Origin of the sequence: Fervidibacillus halotolerans, from assembly GCF_026547205.1 — a bacterium.
Lineage (GTDB): Bacteria > Bacillota > Bacilli > Bacillales > Caldibacillaceae > Fervidibacillus > Fervidibacillus halotolerans.
Window position 1 is genome coordinate 2,199,408 of sequence record NZ_CP106877.1, and the last position, 18,642, is coordinate 2,218,049.

General features: G+C 39.1%; 14 protein-coding genes. 3 read left to right on the plus strand and 11 right to left on the minus strand.

What is annotated here, in order from left to right:
- The first annotated feature begins 102 nt into the window (after window positions 1–102).
- Window positions 103–822, plus strand: a complete 720-nt coding sequence (locus tag OE105_RS10490) for a YebC/PmpR family DNA-binding transcriptional regulator (RefSeq protein WP_275420129.1) — start codon at window positions 103–105, stop codon at window positions 820–822.
- A 502-nt stretch (window positions 823–1,324) separates the two neighbouring features.
- Here the strand turns inward: OE105_RS10490 and OE105_RS10495 are convergent.
- Window positions 1,325–2,950 carry a bifunctional metallophosphatase/5'-nucleotidase gene (locus OE105_RS10495; RefSeq protein ID WP_275420130.1) on the minus strand — a complete coding sequence of 542 codons (1,626 nt, stop codon included), beginning with the start codon at window positions 2,948–2,950 and terminating at the stop codon, window positions 1,325–1,327.
- Between the two features lie 415 nt (window positions 2,951–3,365).
- Here OE105_RS10495 and OE105_RS10500 point away from each other — a divergent pair, with 415 nt between their 5' ends.
- The gene (locus OE105_RS10500) at window positions 3,366–4,286 is read left to right on the plus strand and encodes an ABC transporter ATP-binding protein (protein ID WP_275420131.1); all 921 of its coding nucleotides are present in this window, start codon (window positions 3,366–3,368) and stop codon (window positions 4,284–4,286) included.
- Window positions 4,279–5,241, plus strand: a complete 963-nt coding sequence (locus tag OE105_RS10505; RefSeq protein WP_275420132.1) for an ABC transporter permease — start codon at window positions 4,279–4,281, stop codon at window positions 5,239–5,241. Before OE105_RS10500 ends, OE105_RS10505 begins: the two co-directional genes overlap by 8 nt.
- Window positions 5,242–5,746: 505 nt before the next feature.
- Here OE105_RS10505 and OE105_RS10510 read toward each other — a convergent pair.
- From OE105_RS10510 to hpf, 10 genes are all read right to left on the minus strand, one after another.
- Window positions 5,747–6,988, minus strand: a complete 1,242-nt coding sequence (locus OE105_RS10510; RefSeq protein ID WP_275420133.1) for a murein hydrolase activator EnvC family protein — start codon at window positions 6,986–6,988, stop codon at window positions 5,747–5,749.
- A 186-nt stretch (window positions 6,989–7,174) separates the two neighbouring features.
- On the minus strand, window positions 7,175–8,071 hold the full coding sequence (gene ftsX, locus OE105_RS10515; RefSeq protein WP_275420134.1) for a permease-like cell division protein FtsX: 897 nt from the start codon (window positions 8,069–8,071) through the stop codon (window positions 7,175–7,177).
- Window positions 8,061–8,747 (minus strand): cell division ATP-binding protein FtsE, encoded by a 687-nt coding sequence (gene ftsE, locus OE105_RS10520; RefSeq protein WP_275420136.1) that lies wholly within the window; start codon window positions 8,745–8,747, stop codon window positions 8,061–8,063. Before ftsE ends, ftsX begins: the two co-directional genes overlap by 11 nt.
- 527 nt (window positions 8,748–9,274) lie before the next feature.
- Complete coding sequence (locus tag OE105_RS10525; RefSeq protein ID WP_275420137.1) at window positions 9,275–9,592, minus strand: c-type cytochrome; 318 nt, start codon at window positions 9,590–9,592, stop codon at window positions 9,275–9,277.
- 210 nt (window positions 9,593–9,802) lie between these two features.
- A protein-coding gene (gene prfB, locus OE105_RS10530; RefSeq protein WP_275422163.1) for a peptide chain release factor 2 occupies window positions 9,803–10,904 on the minus strand; the annotation gives its coding sequence in 2 pieces (ribosomal slippage) (window positions 9,803–10,831 and window positions 10,833–10,904; 1,101 coding nt in all).
- Window positions 10,905–11,272: 368 nt separating this feature from the next.
- Window positions 11,273–13,789, minus strand: a complete 2,517-nt coding sequence (secA, locus tag OE105_RS10535) for a preprotein translocase subunit SecA (protein ID WP_275420138.1) — start codon at window positions 13,787–13,789, stop codon at window positions 11,273–11,275.
- Between the two features lie 299 nt (window positions 13,790–14,088).
- Window positions 14,089–14,619 (minus strand): chromate transporter, encoded by a 531-nt coding sequence (locus OE105_RS10540; RefSeq protein ID WP_275420139.1) that lies wholly within the window; start codon window positions 14,617–14,619, stop codon window positions 14,089–14,091.
- The gene (locus OE105_RS10545; RefSeq protein ID WP_275420140.1) at window positions 14,616–15,185 is read right to left on the minus strand and encodes a chromate transporter; all 570 of its coding nucleotides are present in this window, start codon (window positions 15,183–15,185) and stop codon (window positions 14,616–14,618) included. Before OE105_RS10545 ends, OE105_RS10540 begins: the two co-directional genes overlap by 4 nt.
- A gap of 301 nt (window positions 15,186–15,486) precedes the next feature.
- On the minus strand, window positions 15,487–17,091 hold the full coding sequence (locus OE105_RS10550; RefSeq protein ID WP_275420141.1) for a gamma-glutamyltransferase family protein: 1,605 nt from the start codon (window positions 17,089–17,091) through the stop codon (window positions 15,487–15,489).
- An 884-nt stretch (window positions 17,092–17,975) separates the two neighbouring features.
- Entirely contained in the window at window positions 17,976–18,521 is a 546-nt protein-coding gene (gene hpf / locus OE105_RS10555; RefSeq protein WP_275420142.1) for a ribosome hibernation-promoting factor, HPF/YfiA family, read from the minus strand.
- Window positions 18,522–18,642 lie beyond the last annotated feature (121 nt).

The following is an 18,642-nucleotide window of genomic DNA, read 5'->3' on the forward strand; positions in this document are numbered from 1 at the left end:
ATTTCGACTAAATTCAGATGCTCCGTGAAAAAATGATTGTAGAATTCCATCATTTTGTATTACTATTGATTTGTAAAACTTTAATGAAGGTGAGTGTTGGTTATGGGACGTAAATGGAACAACATTAAAGAAAAGAAGGCCATGAAGGATAAAAACACGAGTCGCATTTATGCAAAATTCGGTCGTGAAATATATGTGGCCGCAAAACAAGGCGTACCCGACCCCGAATCCAACCAAGCGTTAAAATTCGTCCTCGAACGGGCAAAAACATATAATGTTCCGAGACATATTATCGATCGGGCGATTGAAAAGGCGAAAGGTGGTTCCGACGAAAACTATGATGAACTTCGCTATGAAGGTTTCGGCCCGAATGGTTCGATGATTATCGTCGATGCGTTAACGAATAATGTCAATCGGACAGCAGCCGATCTCCGTGCCGCTTTTAATAAAAATGGTGGAAATTTAGGTGTAACCGGTTCCGTCTCCTATATGTTCGACTCTACGGCTGTCATCGGTTTGGAAGGAAAAACAGAAGATGAAGTGTTGGAAATTTTAATGGAAGCTGATCTCGACGTGCGGGATATTTTTGAAGAAGATGACGCGGTGATTATTTATGCTGAACCGGAACAATTCCATGCGGTACAAGAATCGTTAAAAAATACAGGCATTGAAGAATTCACCGTCGCCGAATTAACGATGCTTCCACAAACTGAAGTCACTTTGTCCGGAGAGGCGAAAGAACAATTTGAAAAATTAATCGACGTATTGGAAGATTTGGACGATGTGCAACGGGTCTACCATAACGTAGACTTAGATCAATAAACGAGTTATGTAAAACGGTAAGCTTTTGTTCTCTTAATGGGAATTTTACAATTGACAAAAGGGACTGGTCAACTTGACTTGATAGTCCCTTTTTCCATTCTTCCTTTCATTAATTTCCTTCTTTGAACGAAATGGTCTCATTCCTTCCCTTTAGTTCCCCTCGCGTCTTCTACGGATTCTTTTTTCATTCTTTCCCTATGAAATCCACCTTCTTTCTTTGGAGACCGGATTTAATCTCTCCACTTATTTGAAAAAATTCGCCGTTGGTGTTACTTCTCGCCTATTTGAAAAAAGGATTCTTTTTCAACCCGTCTACTACGTTTCTTTGTAAACTATTTGGTCTGAACGATCCCATTTTTTCAACTACGTCCTTTGTTATGCGAACTTCTTTTACAGATCGATCCATTTTCCAACCAAATTGTTTCCACTCCTCTTTTTGGAAAAAGTCCCCTTGCAACAGGATTTTTCAAGGGGATTCAACTTTTTCGTCCTAGGAAGATCTTCATTTTAGAGGAATATAGCGTTTTTTCCCGTTCGTCGTCGTTGATATTCTCCCCTCTTTTTTCGGCGAAACGGTCCCCCTTTCACGAACATAATCGGTTAATGCGTCGTAATCCTTAACGTGCAACTTCTTGATTTTTCCATCCGCTTGATATTTTGCAAAAGTATCATATCCCTCTTTTCCCTTGGCCAAATATTCCGTTGTTACGAGATGATACGTTTGTTCCGGATCGAGGGGCTGAAATTTTCCTTGTTGATTTTTGATTTCTACCTTTTCAATTCGGGATCCTGCCTCCCTTTTCGGATGGAATGAAAAACGCATCCCGGAAATATGTAAAAATTCTCCGCTTTCATTCGGATACTTTCCTACGCTCGACTCTAAAACATCCACTAAATCCTTACCCTTTATTTCCAAAAGGACGAGCTCGCTTCCGAAGGGTAAAACATTTCGAATTTCGGCCACTGTAATGGTTCCCATTGGAATGGATGTGCGAATGCTGCCCGCATTAATTAAAGCAATTTCCGTTTTCGGATCCTGTTGTTTTGCCTTCCAAAGAAAGCTGTCTGCAATTAAATTACCGAGATTCGTTTCCCGCGTGCGCACCTTTCTTCTGTTCCCTTGCAAATGAACGGTCGTCTTCCCAACCTTCGTATTAGCTAACGGTTCAATTCCTTGTTCATATTTTTTCAATAAACGGGTCAACTTCGGATCCTTTTCTAACTGTTTTTCATCCAATTTTATTAAGTGACCCTCATAATCGGTAAGTACTCCTTTTTCATTAAAGGATACTTGAAGGACGCCAACATGTTCCAAATATTCCCCAGCTTGAACGATGACAGTCGGCTCGTCCTTTTTTATGAAAATCGGGTTTTTTACTTGACTATGGGAATGCCCTCCGATAATACAGTCGATTCCGTCGATTTGTTTCGCTATTTTTTTATCCGCTTTAAGCCCTAAATGGGATAACAAAATAATTTTATTAATACCTGCCAACTCGAGCCGTTCGACCGTGTCCGCCACTTGTTTTTTCCCTTGAAGAAAATGAATGGCCGGATGCGGATTGGAGATGTGCGGCGTTTGTTCCGTCGTTACACCGATAATCCCAATTTCTTCTCCTTCAACCGTTTGAATAATCGCTGGATAAATCTTTCCACCCTTTGCCTGTTTTTTTATTTCCCTCGTAAACAATCGTTGAAAGGTTTCGTCCTTTGAAAAATCGATATTGCTCGTAATCATTGGGAATTTTGCCTCGGTAATAAAATCGGCGAGCGTTTCCGATTCAAGATCAAACTCGTGGTTTCCAATCGTCATCCCGTCATAACCGATGTTATTCATAAATTCAACATCAGCCTTCCCTTTGTATGCTGTGAAAAAAAGTGTCCCTGTAAAAACATCCCCCGCATGAAGGAGAAGTGTAGGTTGGTCCTGTCGTCTATATTGTTTGACAACTGTTGCTAAAAGCGGAAATTGTTCAATATGCCCGTGACTGTCGTTCGTATGAAGAATGGTTATTGAAAAGCTCGATTGGCTCTGATTTGGTTGGTCGGCAAAACTTGGCTCGGGTACAATCCAAAACATTATAATGATCCATACAAAATGGATTACCAGTTTTTTCAGTCGGTTCACCTGTAACGCTCCCTTTACAAATGGTTTGATTTTTTTCTATAATAAATCTTCAAAAATAAGTTCGTTCTTCCCTCCCCATTTTTTATCTCTTTTTTTCTTTGAAAACACATCCTTCGACCATTTCATGGGAAAATTATAAACGGTTGCATGTTCGTTTATAACATTTCACGAAAATACGAGAATATGCAGACCTCCTTTTTGTTTTAGTAAAATAATAAAAACGATATCCCCGATATCACTAACAAACTTTATAGAAATAAACGTATACTTTTCTTTACGAATATTTTAAAGTTTCTCGTTAAAACGGTTTCAAAATTATTAATGAACCGGATTTTATTTATTTTTTTAAAAAAGGAAACCAATATACTGTCTTATCCGTAAATGCTATTGATTTGTTTTTTAAGGAGGGAATACATTGAAAGATGTAGCATTGCAATTGATCAATTTGAAAAAAACGATCAATAAAAAAGAAATCATTAAAGGAATCAGCTTACAAGTCAACCAAGGGGAAGTTTACGGGCTGATCGGCCCAAATGGGGCAGGGAAAACGACAACGATTCGAATGATCGTTGGACTGATGAATATGACCGATGGGGATATAAAAATTCTCGGACAAAGCATTCGACTTAATTTTTCAGATTCGATTCGAAACGTCGGTGCGATTGTAGAGAATCCGGAATTTTATCCGTTTATGACGGGCATGCAAAATTTAAAACATTTTGCAAAAATGTATGATCACCTATCCGAGGAACGCATCAAGGAAGTCGTTTCTTTACTCGGATTGGAAAAGGTTATCCATCAAAAGGTGAAAACATACTCATTAGGGATGCGCCAGCGTCTCGGTATTGCCCAAGCGATTTTACACAAACCGAAAGTATTAATTCTCGATGAACCGACAAATGGCCTAGACCCGGCAGGCATACGGGAGATTCGGGAGTATATTCGGAAATTGGCCGACGAGGAACACGTAGCCGTGATCATCTCTAGTCACCTTCTTTCGGAAATTGAACTGATTTGCGATCGGATTGGCATCATTCAACACGGCGAATTAATTTCCGAACGAATGGTCGATGAACCGGAAGTGGATGAAAACCACCATTCGAAAGTCATCTTTGATGTGAAAGAATTTGAACAAGCTCAAGGAATTTTCAATGAGTTACAGATTCCTTTCGAAGTGGACAAACACCGTCTCATTGCAGAGATGAATCGGGAAAAAATTCCTTCAGTTATCAAAATGTTCGTGGAAAGGGATATTTCAATTTTTGGCGTAACTGCTGTAAAAGCGAGCCTTGAAGATCAATTTTTGGAACTAACAGGAGGGAATGTCATTGAGTAAGTTTTTCAGATTAATCGGTAATGAATTGTTTAAAATTTTTATACGCAAATCGACTTGGGTTATGTTCATTTCTTTGGCGGCATTAGTGATTTTCGGTGCCTTTTTGACAAAGACATTGAATGAAATGAACACGACATACTCGGATAACTGGCGTGAGGAATTGCAGGAAGAAAATGAACAGTTTGAAAAGGAAATAGCAGGTGAAGATGGTGAAGGGTTCGTCGTTACCTACAATGGGGAAAAAATTGCGGAAAACAATTACTATTTGGAAAATGATATTAAGCCGTTAAATTACGGTGCATGGCAATTTACCCTCGATAATGCTGGACTCGTTTCCGTAATTAGCTTGTTCACCATTATTATCGGAGCAGGAATCATTTCCAATGAATACAATTGGGGAACGTTAAAATTATTATTAATTCGCCCGGTTTCACGAACAACCGTTTTATTCAGCAAATTTACGTCCGTATTTGTTTTCGGACTGATTATGATGATCTTTTTAATAGTTTTTTCTTTATTAACTGGTTCCATTTTCTTTGGTTTTGAAGGCTTTAATCCAAAATTTGTCATTTCAACGGCAGAGGGATTTAAACATGTGCCAATTATATCCGAATTACTATCTTCCTATGGATACAAAGTTGTTAATCTCATTATGATGACGACCCTTGCCTTTATGATCTCGACAATTTTCCGCAACAGTTCTTTGGCAATCGGTGTTGGTATTTTCCTACTTATGGGGGGAAATATTATCGTCGGCATCTTATCGAGATACGATTGGGTAAAATATATTTTATTTGCCAATATCGATTTACAACAATATAAAACGGGAAATGTTTTAGTGGAGGGCATGACCTTAGGCTTTTCCGTTACGAACTTAATTGTTCACTTTATTGCATTCCTAATCATCTCTTGGCTTGTGTTTACAAAGCGAGATGTGGTTGCAACGGGAGAATAGCCATAGGGAAATGGGAAAAAAATTGAATAGGGAACAAATTTCTTTTGTAATCTGTTAATCACTTTTTGAAATCCTTTGGTCATGAAAATTGGAAGAATATTATGCACTTATTATTTCCTCAGACAAAGATGATTGTGGCAATGAAGGTGGAATTGATATGGACAAATTGTTTTGCCGGACTAAGGCGAATAAAGGTGATTTGTCCGTCAAGATGGAAGGGGTAGGAATATCCTGTTTCGTCGTGCCAAAGTGAATCAAATGATTTGGCTATCCAAATGCAAGCGATATGAACATATTATTTCGTCAGACCAAAGCGAATAAAGGTGATGAAGAAAAAAAATAAATTCCAAACATGATGATTTTAAATACCGCAAAAACTTTAGCTAATCTTTAATTTTAAACAGGAAAATCGCATCCATGTAATGAAAAATGCCCCGAATCGGTTCTCGTTTCCTTCGGGGCACTTTTATATTCAAATGCACGGGAGTAAATTTATCAAGCCCAATTAAAAATTAATGTATTTTCTCGGATTAACCGCGTTTGACTTCGCGTAGTTCCATTCACCTACATGTAGTTCGAAATGGAGATGAACACCCGTCGAATAACCGGTCGTTCCCATTTTTCCTATAACGTCTCCTTTATTGACGATTTGTCCTTCACTCACTCCCCTTGACAATAAGTGGGCATAAACGGTTGTATATACTTGCCCATCAATATAGTGGGTGATGAAGATAACATTTCCGTAACTGGGGGAATAATAGGATTTACTTACGACTCCTGCTGCCGCAGCATAAACAGGATCACCAGCTACCCCCCTCGTGGTGGCGCCGATATCGATCCCGTAATGGGTCGTTCCCCATCTGGCACCAAATTCGGATGTGACTTGACCTGCTGCAGGCCGCATAAACATGCCGCTACTCGGAGGAACTGTTCCGTTTTTCTTCGCTTCTTCTAATCTTCTTTTTTCCTCTTCAATTCGCTTTTTCTCTAATTCCATCGCTTTTTTGATGGCAGCTTCTTGGGCAGCTAATAATTCTTGTTGCTCTTTGAGATCCATATAGTATTCTTCAATGGCTCCTTCTTCTTCCTTCAACTGCTCCATCACTTGATCCTTTTCAACCCGCTTACTTTCCAATTGGTTTTTTTGCGATTGTAATTGTTCCTTTAATTGCTCCAATTTTTTCTTATCTTGTTCTACCAGTTCTTTCTTTTCTTCTAAACTATCTCGATCTTTTTTATGTTCTTCCAAAATCATTTTGTCCGCTTCGATAATTGCCGAAACAGCGGAAACACGTGATATAAAATCCGTAAAACTTTTCGCTCCAAGCAACACTTCTAAATAACTAATCGTGCCTCCGGATGCTTGTATCGCCCGGGCCCGTTCCATCAACAATTCATCCCGCTTTTTAATTCGCGCTTCCAATTCTTTAATTTCTTCGTTCAATTGGGCAATTTCTTCGTTTTTCTTCTCAATTTCTTGAGTTTTGTTACTGATGTCCTCACTGATCGATTGGATGTCCATATCCAGTTGTTTGATCTCTTGTTTCAGATCTTCCTGCTTATTTTGGATTTCTTCTAATTCTTTTTCCTTTTCAGCCATTTCTGATTTAACTTCGGACGATTTTTCAGTGATTTCTTTCTTTTGATTTTCCAATTCTTGTAGTTTATTCGCAGAAACCGATGTACCTCCCACGACCGTCCCTAAAACGAGCAGGACGGTGAAGATGATGCCCCATGTTTTTTTCATCTACCGCTTCCTCCCCTCTTTATTTTTTGAGTTATGTATAGGAACAGAAAAATGCCTATTTTTTTGGAAGTTGATCTTTTTCCTAGAAAAAGTATGCAATCGAACGGATAGGAGATGGAACAATGAAAGAACAGCAAATTCCAATATTTATTCTTTAACTGTTCTTTCATTGAGTTGTTTAACCTATTAAACTTTCAAAAACTTTCGAACGGATAGTAAACTACCGAGGGTGCCGATTAAACAACCGAGTCCAAGGATTAGCCCACTTACCTCATAAATAAATGGGGTAAATTCCAGCAAACGGATGAAATGCCCTTCTAATTTCGGTTGAATATACGAATAAACTTCTTTATATAAGAAGGCAATTAACGTAATCGGGATAATTGATCCGAGGATGCCTAGCCACAATCCTTCTAAGAAAAACGGCCAGCGAATAAATCCATTGGTTGCACCGACTAATCGCATAATTTCAATTTCTTTTCTTCTTGAATTAATCGTAATTTTAATCGTATTGGAAATAAGAAAAATTGCGGTAAATAGTAATCCGATAATGAGTGCCAATCCGACATTTCGACTCGCATCGATTACATTGAATAGTTTTTCAACTTCCCCTTTTCCGTAATTCACTTTATACACGTAATCGAATGTCTCAATTTGTTTTGCCACTTCCATCGTATCTATTGGATCTTTCGTTTTAATAATAAAAGCATCATTCAGTGGATTTCGTTCTTCATATAATTCTTTGAAAAGATCCCCTTCATCCCCAAAGCTTGTAATTAATTCATCCAATTCCTGTTCTTTCGAGGAAAAGATAATTGATTCGATTTTATCCATCTTTTTCAATTTGTTTAAAAGATCTTCCCGCTCAGTTTCGCCTGCAGTTGTATCGACCAATACTTTAATGGATACATCCTTTTCAATGGATGTGGCCACTTCATTTAAATTCATCAAAATGACATAAAAGACACCGACGAGTAATAAGGTGACCGTTACGGCACTAATCGATGCGAAAGTCATCCAGCCGTTTCTTGCGATGCTTTTTCCACTTTCTTTAATGTGGCGACCGAGTGTTCTAATTTTCATATCCGTAGTCCCCCCGCTGTTCATCCCTTACAATCAAACCGTTTTCGATGGCGATAACTCGATGTTTTTTCGTATTTACGATTTCCTTATTATGGGTTGCCATGATGACCGTCGTTCCTCTTGCATTAATTTCTTCAAAGATTCGCATAATTTCCCAAGAGGTATCCGGATCTAAATTTCCAGTCGGTTCATCGGCAATGACAACGAGTGGAGAATTGACAATTGAGCGGGCGATAGAAACCCGTTGTTGTTCGCCCCCAGAAAGCTCATTTGGAAACATACGGGCCTTATGTTTTAAATTGACCAGTTCCAATACTTCCATAACCTTTTTCTTCGTCACTCGAGGGGACTCTTCGATTACTTCTAGAGCAAAAGCGATATTTTCATATACGGTTAATTTCGGTAGTAATTTAAAGTCTTGGAATACGACTCCGATATTTCTTCGGAAAAGCGGAACTTTACTATTTTTCAACTTCGTAATATCGACTCCGTTTACGATGATTTGTCCACTTGTCGGCTTTTCTTCCCGGTACATCATTTTAATAAACGTCGATTTCCCTGCTCCACTTGCTCCGACAACATAGACAAATTCCCCTTGGTCAATCTGTATATCAATGCCATTTGCTGCAACAACACCATTTGGATATCTTTTATAAACTTCTTTCATTGTGATCATTCTGCAAATCACCTTTATTTTCTGTCTTTTTGTTCAACTGATGTTCTTTCACTGTCTATTTTATATAGGTCTCAAGAATCATTATATCATCAAATTTTGACAAATTAAGATGAAATTATTTTACATTTATATTTCATTTAGGACGATTCACCCAAAAAAAGCCTAGCGTTTGGAAATTTTTCTCGATTTTTGTCAAAATATTTTATTTGCTTATAATTATAAGGAAAAATAAAAAAATGGAAAACATGGTTTTGCAAATTTTACATAGGTATTTTGAACTATAAAACGGGTTGAAGCTTCTAGAGGTCTATGGGGTGGGGGGCATTGGGTCATGGTTCCGGTTCCTTTGACCCGCTTTGGTGGGTCATGGTGGGCCATGGTTCCGGTTCCTTTGACCCGTTGGGGGGTAGGGGTGGGTCATGGTTCCGGTTCCTTTGACCCACTTCGGTTCCTTTGACCCACTTTGACCTAGCGTGGCAGTAACGAAAAAAGTGGGCCGAGAGAACCGGAACCTCGACCCACTTTTTTTACTTTTGTTCGGCTAACCATTCGGCGACTTTTTTCGCGTCATCGCCCTTTAAAATACCTTTAGGCATTGATTTATAACCATTGACGATAATATCTTCAATTTCCTCAGCTGTAAATTTCGATCCAATCTTGTCCAAATCCGGGGCATAGCCTGACTTCAAATCACCCCCATGGCAACTGGAACAGCTTTGCATATAAAGTTCCTCGCCAGATAAATCGGATGAATGGACGTTTTCAGTAGAATCGTTTCCCCCACCACAGGCTGACAACAATCCGACAGAAAGTAAGCCGATGAGCAACATATTCCTTTTTTTCACGAAAATCCCCCTCCTTGGAATAATTTTGGTCCATTTTAATGAAAAGCAAAGTTGGTTTAATTTGAGTATAGCATATCCGATTTTTATATTCCGCAATCGTGCATAGATGCTCGTCACGATCGATCCTCCAAATTGTTTTTCCCCTTTTCCATTTATTAATTATAAGGAAATGGAAAAGGACGGCTTCCCAATTACCGCCGTCCTGAACATTTATTTGATCGTAGAACGTAAATAGGCATCGATAAATCGGTCGATGTCACCGTCCATAACCGCCTGCACATTTCCAACCTCAACATTCGTACGATGATCCTTCACCATCGAATACGGATGGAATACGTATGAACGAATTTGACTTCCCCATCCGATTTCCTTTTGCTCACCACGAATTTCCGCCAATTCCTGTTCCTGTTCTTCAATTTTCCGTTGATACAATTTTCCTTTTAACATTTTCATCGCTTTTTCCCGATTTTGTATTTGTGAACGTTCCGATTGACAAGTAACGACAATTCCGGTCGGAATGTGTGTAATCCGAACGGCGGAATCAGTCGTATTCACGTGCTGACCACCTGCTCCACTGGAACGGTACGTATCGATTTTTAAATCCTCATTCCGAATGTCGATTTGTACATCACCAGTAAATTCCGGCATGACATCGCAGGAAACGAAGGATGTATGCCTACGACCGGAAGCATCAAAAGGAGAAATCCGTACGAGCCGGTGAACTCCCTTTTCCGCTTTCAAATATCCGTAAGCATTATGACCTTTGATTAACAATGTAACACTTTTAATCCCTGCTTCATCTCCTGGCAAATAGTCCAACGTTTCCACTTTAAATCCTTTTTTCTCTGCCCAACGTGTATACATCCGTAATAACATGGATCCCCAGTCTTGGGATTCAGTTCCTCCTGCACCAGGATGTAACTCTAAAATGGCATTGTTTTTATCATACGGGCCGCTTAAAAGCAGTTCGAGTTCAAAATCATTTAGTTTTTTTGTTAACTCTTCCAATTCCGACTCCATTTCCGCTTGTAAATCCGGATCTTCTTCTTCCTTCAATAATTCGAATGTTAATTCTAAGTTCTCGTAAGTTTCGCTTAACTCTTTGAATTCATTAACTTGGTCTTTCAATCCATTTGCCTCATTAATAATGGACTGGGCCTTTTCTTGATCGTTCCAAAAATTAGGATCTGCCATTACTTCATCCAGTTCTTGAATCCGAGCTTCTTTATTTTCTAAGTCAAAGAGACCCCCTAAATTCCGCTATACGCTTAGCTGTTTTTTCCAATTCATTCCGGATTTCCGACAATTCCATCATACATCACCTCTATGAAAAATTTATGTTTTTAAAAAATAGTGGAAAGCTACCTTCCTACATCTGTTTTTCAAACGGTTATTTTCCGGGAAATAATTCGACAGATTCTTCTCTTTTCCTTGCAATTATTGTAGAAGCAAACCATTCGGTTCTGATTGGCCATTCGATTTTACAAAAGGCAGCTCATCACTTTGATTTTCCAACGTTATTATACATAGTACGAGAAAAAAATGCGAGGATTTCCTTTTTCCATGAAAAGAAGGGGGCAAAAAAATCGCTCCCCCTACAGATCATTCCAACCGATGATAAATCAGCTTGACAATCTTTTTATATTTTTCATCGTTTTCTAAAATTGAAACGAAAATGGATTACGATTCGAAACGGCCGTGACAGTTTTTATACTTTTTCCCGCTTCCGCATGGGCAAGGATCATTCCGGCCAACTTTCACTTTTTTACGGATCGGTTTTCTTTTCGGTTTTTCTCCGGAAGAATTTGGCATAACCGCTTGACCTTTAGCGACTTCTTCCCGTTTTAAGTTATTGACAATCTCAGCTTTCATAATATATTTTGCCACATCTTCTTCAATGGATTCGATCATATTTTCAAACATGGCGTATCCTTCTGTCTGATACTCTCGAAGCGGATCGGTTTGTCCATATGCACGGAGATGGATGCCTTGTCGTAGTTGATCCATCGCATCGATATGATCGATCCATTTCGTATCTACTGTTCGAAGTAAAATAACTTTTTCAAATTCACGCATTTTTTCCGGACCGAGCAGTTCTTCTTTTTCATTATAACGCTCGAGAACTTTTTCAAAAATCTTTTCAATGATCGCTTCGGGCTCAAGATTTGATAAATCAGATACCTTAATATCGCCCGGATGTAAGAGATTCGCATCCAAATATTGAATAAGCCCTTCTAAATTCCAATTTTCAGGATTTTCTTCGACAGGAGCAAAAGAATTGACATGTCGTTCAATGACCGTTTTAATCATTTTTTCAACGATTTCACGGAGATTATCCGAGTCGATTACTTCAAACCGTTGTTTATAAATGATTTCCCGTTGTTGACGGATTACATCATCGTATTGCAATAGCTGTTTCCGAGCGTCGAAGTTATTTCCTTCAACCCGTTTTTGAGCGGATTCAACGGCTCTGGAAACCATTTTACTTTGAATCGGTTGGGAATCGTCCATGCCAAGTCGTTCCATCATCGCTTTCATATTATCGGATCCGAATCGACGCATCAATTCATCTTCCATAGACAAATAAAATTGGGTAACACCAGGATCTCCTTGACGACCAGAACGTCCCCGTAATTGGTTATCGATCCGACGGCTTTCATGGCGTTCCGTACCGATGACAGCCAAACCGCCTAATTCTTTTACGCCTTCGCCAAGTTTAATATCCGTTCCCCGACCAGCCATGTTCGTTGCAATGGTAACCGCACCCTTTTGTCCAGCTTGAGCGATGATTTCCGCTTCACGAGCATGGTTTTTTGCATTTAAGACGTTATGGGGAATTCCTTTTCTTTTTAACAATTGGGAGACGAGTTCCGATGTTTCAATCGCCACGGTACCGACGAGCACCGGTTGACCTTTTCGATGGCGCTCTTCGATGTCTTTCACAACGGCGCGAAATTTCCCTTCCATCGTCTTATAAATCAAGTCAGGACGGTCTTCACGAATGACTGGTTTATTCGTTGGAATCACGTATACGTTCATATTATAAATATTTCGAAACTCTTCTTCTTCCGTTTTGGCAGTACCAGTCATCCCTGCTAATTTTTTATACATACGGAAATAGTTTTGGAAGGTGATCGTCGCCATCGTCATGCTTTCATTTTGAATTTCCACGCCTTCTTTTGCTTCGATCGCTTGGTGCAACCCGTCGCTATACCGGCGCCCTTTCATTAAACGTCCGGTAAATTGGTCGACGATGATGATTTCACCGTCTTGTACGACGTAATCCACATCCCGTTGCATAATGACGTTGGCTCGTAAAGCTTGATTAATATGGTGATTCAATGTGACGTGACTAATGTCAAATAAATTATCTATTCCAAAGGCTTTTTCTGCCTTCGTAATGCCTTCTTCTGTCAGTTGAACCGATTTCGTTTTTTCATCAACGGTATAATCTTTATCTATTTTTAATGTTTTGACAAATGCATTTGCTTGCATATACAGTTGGGTCGACTTTTTCGCTGATCCGGAAATAATTAACGGTGTACGGGCTTCATCGATTAAAATCGAGTCTACCTCGTCAATGATCGCGTAGTTCAGCGGTCGTTGTACCATTTGTTCTTTATATAAAACCATATTATCCCGTAAATAATCAAAGCCAAATTCGTTATTTGTTCCGTAAGTAATATCCGCTTGGTAAGCCGCTTGTTTTTCTTCCCTCGTCATATCGTGTAAATTCAAGCCAACGGTCAAACCGAGGAATTCGTATATTTTACCCATTTCCGTTGCGTCCCGTCTGGCCAAGTAGTCATTGACGGTAATGACATGCACACCTTTTCCCTCTAGTGCATTTAAATAAACGGGCATCGTGGACGTTAATGTTTTACCTTCACCCGTTTTCATTTCAGCAATGTTTCCGTCATGGAGAACAACACCCCCCATTAATTGTACGCGAAACGGGTATAGGCCTAGAACCCGTCGACTTGCCTCCCGAACAACGGCAAAGGCTTCAACTAAAAGATCATCTAATGTTTCTCCCTTTTCTAGCCGCTCTTTAAATTCATCGGTTTTTCTCCGCAGTGCTTCATCGGACAATTTTTTCATATCCGGAGCCAAGGCTTCAATTTTATCAGCTATTTTTTCCAAACGTTTCAGTTCTCTTTTGTTAAAATCAAAAATTTTATTTAAAATACTTGCCATACGCACAACGCTCCTTTAAATTAAAAACCTTTTAGCCTTGCGAAAGGATTGTAAAGTTATGAAAATCCGAAAGATAACATATCCAATTCATCGATTACTACTTAGCTTCGAAGGTCATATTTATTCTAACATATTTTTAATATTAACATTATCAGTTATCTGTGACAACAATCGAACTAGGGGGACAGGAACCTTGACCCGGGGAGTTGGGTAGAACCAGAAGGAGTGGGTCAAGGGAACCGGAACCTCGACCCACCCCTGGATCAAAACGGGACAAGAGAACCGGAACCTTGACCCACTTATCCTAAAAAGAGGGCACCGTAAACGAGGGCACCGAGGATAACATAAGCGGGGTGCACTTTTCGAAATTCCAAGAAAAAATAACTAAGTAAAGCAATAATGAAAGTTTGCCAACCACCGATGCCTTGAAATGAGTTGAATAAAAAATCATAGGCAAGAACTCCTAATAAAACCGCAATCACCGGTCGAACATTTTGACTAAGTTGCTTTACCTTCGGGGAATCTTTATATTTTTGTAGAATACTCAATAAACCAATCATCAAGATCAGCGTAGGAGCCACGATGGCAAATATGGCAATGGCGGAACCTAACACCCCACCTTGCACAAATCCGACATAACCGGCCATTTTCGTAGCAATTGGTCCGGGTAAAGCGTTCCCTAGGGCAATCATTTCGCTAAATTCTTGATGGTTCATCCAGCCGTATCGATCGACGACTTCCTTTTCTACAAGGGGAATTGTCCCTGGGCCTCCACCGTATCCTAAAATGCCTGGAATAAAAAATGCGAGAAAAAGATTCCAATAAATCATCGGGCTTTCACCTTTTGTTCTGATTTTGTCGAATCATCCGTTTTCTTAAATAAAGCTGCAATGATTAAAAAGATTATGAGAATCGCAGGATGAATGGATAATGGTTCCATGAGGAGAAAACTTCCTACGAGTAGCAACACAGATTTTAACCAACCAAAGGAACTCTTCGTTCTTTTTACAAATTCCCATGTCAATATGCCCAACATAACACCGACAACGGGAATCACTGCTTTAGACATCCCTTGAACCCACGGTTGGTCTTTGTAACGATTTAAAACCGTCAGAAATATAATCATTAAAAAGACGGTTGGTAAAATTGTCGCTATTAAAGCTACTATTAGGCCTAAAAATCCACCGACCCGATAACCGATATATCCCGCTAATTTTGTAGCAATCGGTCCAGGTAAAGCATTTCCCAAGGCTAAACAATCGGAAAATTCCTCATCGTCCATCCATTTGTACCGTTTTACCACCTCTTTATGAACGAGGGGAATGGAACTCGGGCCTCCACCATAACCAAAAATACCCGCCCGAAAAAAGGCGAGAAAAATATTTATATACTGCACACTTTCACCTTCTTACATTCATCCATTCAAATAGCAAAAATTAATAGATTATCAATTGTATGTATAAAATACATAGTAATGATTATATTTCGTACGTAGTCAAATTAATGGATCAATTTGGGTTTTTTCGTTTACAAAATCAAATTTCTTTCGTTGCCTTTAAGTGTACTAATGATTGTTGAAAATAGCAATTATTAGGGGTGGGCGTGGTGGGTCATGGTTCCGGTTCTTTTGACCCACTTGGTTCTTTTAGCCCTCTGTATGGGTGGGATGTGGTTCCGGTTCCCTTGACCCACCACCTTCACCAAATGGCAATGGCACTATCGGTTCGTTTTTCCGTTCCACCAATCAGTACACCGGTTTTCGGATCTCGCCATATGATTTGTCCTCTTCCAAAGGCACCGTGATCCAATGAGACTTGAATCTCATGTCCTTTTCTCGCCAATCCTTGAGCGATATGATTTGGAAAATTCGGTTCTACAATCACCCGTTTCCCTTCAATCCATTGCCAACGGGGTGCATCGAGGGCAGCTTGAGGATTCAGATGGAAATCAATCATATTCATGACGACTTGCATATGACCTTGGGGCTGCATATATCCTCCCATGACGCCAAAGGGACCAATCGCTGCTTTTCCCTTCGTAATAAAGCCAGGAATAATCGTATGATACGTTCTTTTTCCCGGTTGTAAAGCATTCGGATGGCTGGAATCGAGGGAAAAATCTGCGCCGCGGTTTTGCATCGCAATTCCCGTATCTGGAATCACAATGCCTGAACCGAACCCCATATAATTACTTTGAATATACGAAACCATATTTCCTTCTTCGTCAGCCGTTGCTAAATAGACCGTACCGCTTTTTCCTTGTTGTAATGGTTCGGGCATTCGGGCGGTTTTTCCAATTTGTTCCCTTCTTTTGGCACCGTATTTTTCTGAAAGCCACACATTTACATCTGCTTCCATATGTTGTGGATCCGTAATAAACGCTTTTCCGTCAGTCATTGCTAGTTTCAGTGCTTCAATTTGTTTATGGTATGTTTCAATATCATCCTTCGTGTGAAATTCAAATTCTTTTACAATCGATAACGCCATCAGTGCAACGATTCCTTGCCCGTTCGGTGGGATTTCCCAAATATCGTAACCTCGATAATGGATATGAATTGGGTTTACCCATATCGGTTCAAAAGTGGATAAATCATCTTTTGTTAAAAATCCGTTATGTTTTTTAAAAAAAGCATCGATTTTTTCCGCCAATTCTCCTTTATAAAAACTTTCCCCATTTGTTTCAGCGATTGTTTGTAATGTGTTCGCATGGGCTTCAGAACGCCATAATTCACCAATTTTAGGTGGTCGTCCATCCGGTGCAAAGGTTTCAAACCAATGGAGAAATTCGTCACCTTGAAGGGTTTGTTTATATTTTTTATATGCTAAGTTCCAATATTTTCCTAATGTCGGGCTAATCGGATACCCTTCCTGTGCATAGGTAATTGCCGGCTTTAACGTTTCTGATAAAGGTAGTTTGCCAAATCGTTTCGATAAAGCTACCCAAGCCGCTGGAACGCCTGGAACCGTTACAGGAATCACACCATGGGTTGGCATCTTTTCATACCCACGTTCTTTGACTGCATCAATGGATATGGATTTTGGTGACGGACCACTACTGTTTAACCCGTGTAATTTATCCTTCATCCAGACGATTGCAAAAGCATCTCCACCGATTCCATTGGACGTTGGTTCAACAACCGTTAATGCAGCAGCCGTAGCTATTGCAGCATCAACCGCATTTCCCCCCTTTTTTAAAATGTCCAATCCAGCTTGGGAAGCGAGGGGGTGGGACGTGGCAACCATTCCCCTTTTCGCAAACATGGTCATTCGTTGGGACGCATAAGGGTAGTGTAAAAAGTCCAATATGTTCACCTCTTTATAGTTGATTCACATCCTCGATTACTGTTCACCTTATATGTAATGATAACAATATTTTAACGAAAATCGGGGGATGTGCGTAAATTTTTTGGGTTTTCAAATAATAATCGTTTAGATCCAACAAATTTTACCTGAATTTAAAACAAAATTACCTGAATTCTATCAAAATTTACTTGAATTCAAAATAAATTTACCCGAATTCTTGTTCTATTTCCCTGAATTTCAAAAGATTTTACTCGAATTCCTGTTCTATTTCCACGAATTTCATATGAATTTACTCGAATTTTTGTTCTATTTTCGAATTTCATATGAATTTGCCTGAATTCTAGTTCTATTCCCCTGAATTTCATATGAATTTGCCCGAATTCTAGTTCTATTTACCCGAATTTTAAATGATTTACCCGAATTCTTGTTTCGTTTACCCGAATTTCAAATGATTTTACCCGAATTCCTGGTCTATTTTCGAATTTCATATGAATTTGCCTGAATTCTAGTTCTATTCCCCTGAATTTCATATGAATTTGCCCGAATTCTAGTTCTATTTACCCGAATTTTAAATGATTTACCCGAATTCTTGTTTCGTTTACCCGAATTTCAAATGATTTTACCCGAATTCTTGTTTCGTTTACCCGAATTTCAAATGATTTTACCCGAATTCTTGTTTCGTTTACTCGAATTCCGACCAATTTACCCAAATTCAAAACAAATTTCCTCGAATTCCATAAAACTTTACCCGAATTTAAATAAAATTCACCTGAATTCAAACAATAATTCCCCAGATTCAAAGAAATGTGTGCATACTTCCTTTGATTGAACAAAATTAAAACCCCTGCAATATTGATCATCGCAGGGGTTGGGCTAGACTCAAGTTAGTTCGTTTCGATCAGACCATATTTTCCGTCTTTTCGTTTATAAACGATGTTTGTCGAATTCGTTTCAGCATCAGTATATACGAAGAAGTTGTGACCGAGCATATTCATTTGTAAAACAGCTTCTTCACTATCCATCGGTTTTAAATCAAATCGTTTCACACGAACGATTTCAATTTCTTCTTCCTTCTTTTCTGCTTCGGTAGACGTCGGACCGTTCACAAACACATCCTTCATTCCCGTCTCCCGAACTTTCCGATTAATTTTCGTTTTATGTTTACGAATTTGTCTTTCTAATTTATCAGTTATTAAATCGATGCCAGCATACATATCTTCGTTCATTTCTTCCGCCCGTAACGTAATGTATTTAAGCGGAATCGTCACTTCTACTTTTGTTTTTTTGTCAGGATATACTTTTAAATTGACATGTACGTTCGCATCCGGAGTTTCAGTAAAGTATTTTTCTAATTTAGAAATCTTCTTTTCCGTATAGTCCCGTAAAGCCGGAGTTACTTCAATTTTCTCTCCACGTACAACGTATCTCATGTGCGAACTCCTCCTTTATTATAACTATATATATTATTTCTCTTTTGAATGCATAAAATCCTTCTTTTCAAACTGAAAAATTTGTCGAATTTTCGAATGTTGTCTTGAATCATGATTTATA